General features: G+C 73.7%; 4 protein-coding genes. All 4 read right to left on the reverse strand.

Features of this window, described 5'->3' with window-relative positions; genetic code table 11:
* Positions 1-702, reverse strand: a 702-nt coding sequence (locus RH94_RS42600) for an EsaB/YukD family protein (RefSeq protein ID WP_234425582.1), incomplete at its 3' end; no start/stop codon positions are given.
* Positions 703-732: 30 nt separating this feature from the next.
* Positions 733-1011 carry a hypothetical protein gene (locus RH94_RS06810; protein WP_073946726.1) on the reverse strand — a complete coding sequence of 93 codons (279 nt, stop codon included), beginning with the start codon at positions 1009-1011 and terminating at the stop codon, positions 733-735.
* 47 nt (positions 1012-1058) lie between these two features.
* A complete protein-coding gene (locus RH94_RS06815) occupies positions 1059-1565 on the reverse strand; it encodes an HD domain-containing protein (RefSeq protein WP_079188923.1) in 507 nt (168 codons plus the stop codon).
* Positions 1566-1739: 174 nt separating this feature from the next.
* Positions 1740-2059: hypothetical protein (locus tag RH94_RS06820; RefSeq protein ID WP_234425583.1), on the reverse strand; the 320-nt coding region annotated here is incomplete at its 5' end.

Here is a 2059-nt window from a genome sequence, read left to right on the forward strand (position 1 = left end):
CCCGACGAGCCCGCCGCGGCCGAGCGGTGAGAAGTGGGCCAGCAGCACCAGGGCGACCACCAGCGCGCCGGTGACACCGGCCAGCCGGGCCGCCCCGGACCAGGCGTGGGCGTCGGCAGCGGTCCACGCCGTGAGCAGCCCGAGCCCGCCGGTGGCGAGCAGCAGCGCGGTGGCCAGAGCACGGTTGCCCTTGCCGACCCTGGCCGCCAGGGCTCCGGCGACCATGCACACCGCGGTGGCGACCGCGAGTGCGACGGTGACGCTCTCCAGCGCGAACTCGCGCCGGGCGAGCAGCCCCGCGGTCACGGCGAACGCCACGGTGGCCACGCCGGCGCCGGCCCGGCGCGCGGCCGGACGCCAGCGCCAGGCGTGCAGGTCGAGGTCGTCGGCGACCTGGTCGGTGACATCGTGGACGACCGGTGCGGGCGGGGCCGCGTGGGCGCGTACGAGCCGCAGGACGGCGCCGTCGGGAACCTCGGCCGAGGACAGGGTCGCCTCGTGCGGCAGGACCGAGCCGCCGGAGGTGACCAGTTGCCGGGTGGCCGGACGCGTGGCCGCACGGTCGTCGAGCAACTTCAGGATGTCGGGGAGCAGTTGGCCGATCGGGGTGTCCGACGGCAGGACGATGTCGGCACGCCGTCGCTCACCGACCAGGGTGACCCGGCTCAACTGTGTCCGGGACGTCGTCGCTGTGCTCACCACTCACCGGGACCTGTCATCGTGTCTTCTCCGTCACGGTTCCTTCGCAGCGTGCCCATTCCAGAGCTGCTCCTGCTGTTGCCGCTGCTTCTTCTGCTCGGCCTTCTGCTTGGCCAGGGTGGCCTGGAGGAACGACCAGCCGACGCAGCCGGCGCACAGCACGGCCGCGATGGCGATGCCCGCGAACAGCTTGCCGAGCCGTTCGTCCACCGTGCGCCGTCCGCGCTGCGCGCCGAACAGCAGCGCGTCGCGCAGCCGCCGGCGGCGCACAGCCACCGACTCGAGCAACTGGCTGTCGTAGTCCCGTGCCATCCCGTCGTCCTGTGCCGTGTCCTTCTGTGTCGTGTCCTCGCATGCCGTCAGTCGTCCGGGGCGAGGCCGAGGTGGCCGCGCATCGTGGCGTACTTCCGCGCGAGCCGCCGGGCCGTCGGCTCGTCCAGGGCGGCGAGCCGGTGCGGGTCGGCATTGTGCGCGAGATCGGCCGCCTTGACCAGCCGGGCGCCGGGGGTGGCCAGGATCCGGCGCGCGTACGCCTCCGGTTCCTCGCCCGGCCGCTTGGTCAGGGCCCGTACGACAGCCTTCGTACTCCCGCTGAGCGGAGCCGCGTCGAGCCACTCCTCGCTGAGCACACCGTCCTCCAGCGCGTCGTGCAGCCAGGCGGCGGCGACGAGTTCGTCACCTCCGCCACGGGCACGCACGCCCTCGGCGACGGCCCGCAGGTGCTCCGCGTACGGCCGCCCGGCCTTGTCCGTCCGCCCGGCGTGCGCGGCACGGGCGGCGGCCTCGACCTCGGCCGGCCCCATCTCCGTCCCGGCACGTGCCGAGTCCTGCGTCCGCCCCTCACCGGGCGGCCTCTCCTGCGGCATACGAATCCCCCACTTCGCTTCCGCAACATAGGCCATGCACCGGCCCCACGTACACCCGGGGTGCGCACCTCCCACCACCACCGGCTCAGTTCCGCGGGGCGTACGAGGCGGCTTACCACGCGCGCAGCGAGGCGGCGACGTAGTGGACGGGATGGGGCATGAGTTCAGCCTGCGTCATTCATCCTTGGCGAGCGCTTCGACCGCGGCGGCGTTCGGGGCGTCGGTGAGGGAGCCCGGCAGAGGACGACCCTTGCCGCCCGGCTCCGGGTCGCCGTACAGCTCGGTGAGGGCCTGGGTCGGCCGGATGCCCCGTTCCTTGGCCCTGCGCAGCCGACGGCCCCAGAAGCCGCCCTCGTTCGCCCCCCGGGGGCCAGCGGTCTGCCGCGGTTCATACGCGGCGGCGTCCTCCTCGTCACCGGCCCATACGTACCCGAGGATCGCGCCACCCTGCTTGTCGACCACCGTGAAGTACCGCACCGGCTTGTCGGTCCAGT

It is taken from the genome of Streptomyces kebangsaanensis (genome assembly GCF_001906585.1).
Lineage (GTDB): Bacteria > Actinomycetota > Actinomycetes > Streptomycetales > Streptomycetaceae > Streptomyces > Streptomyces kebangsaanensis.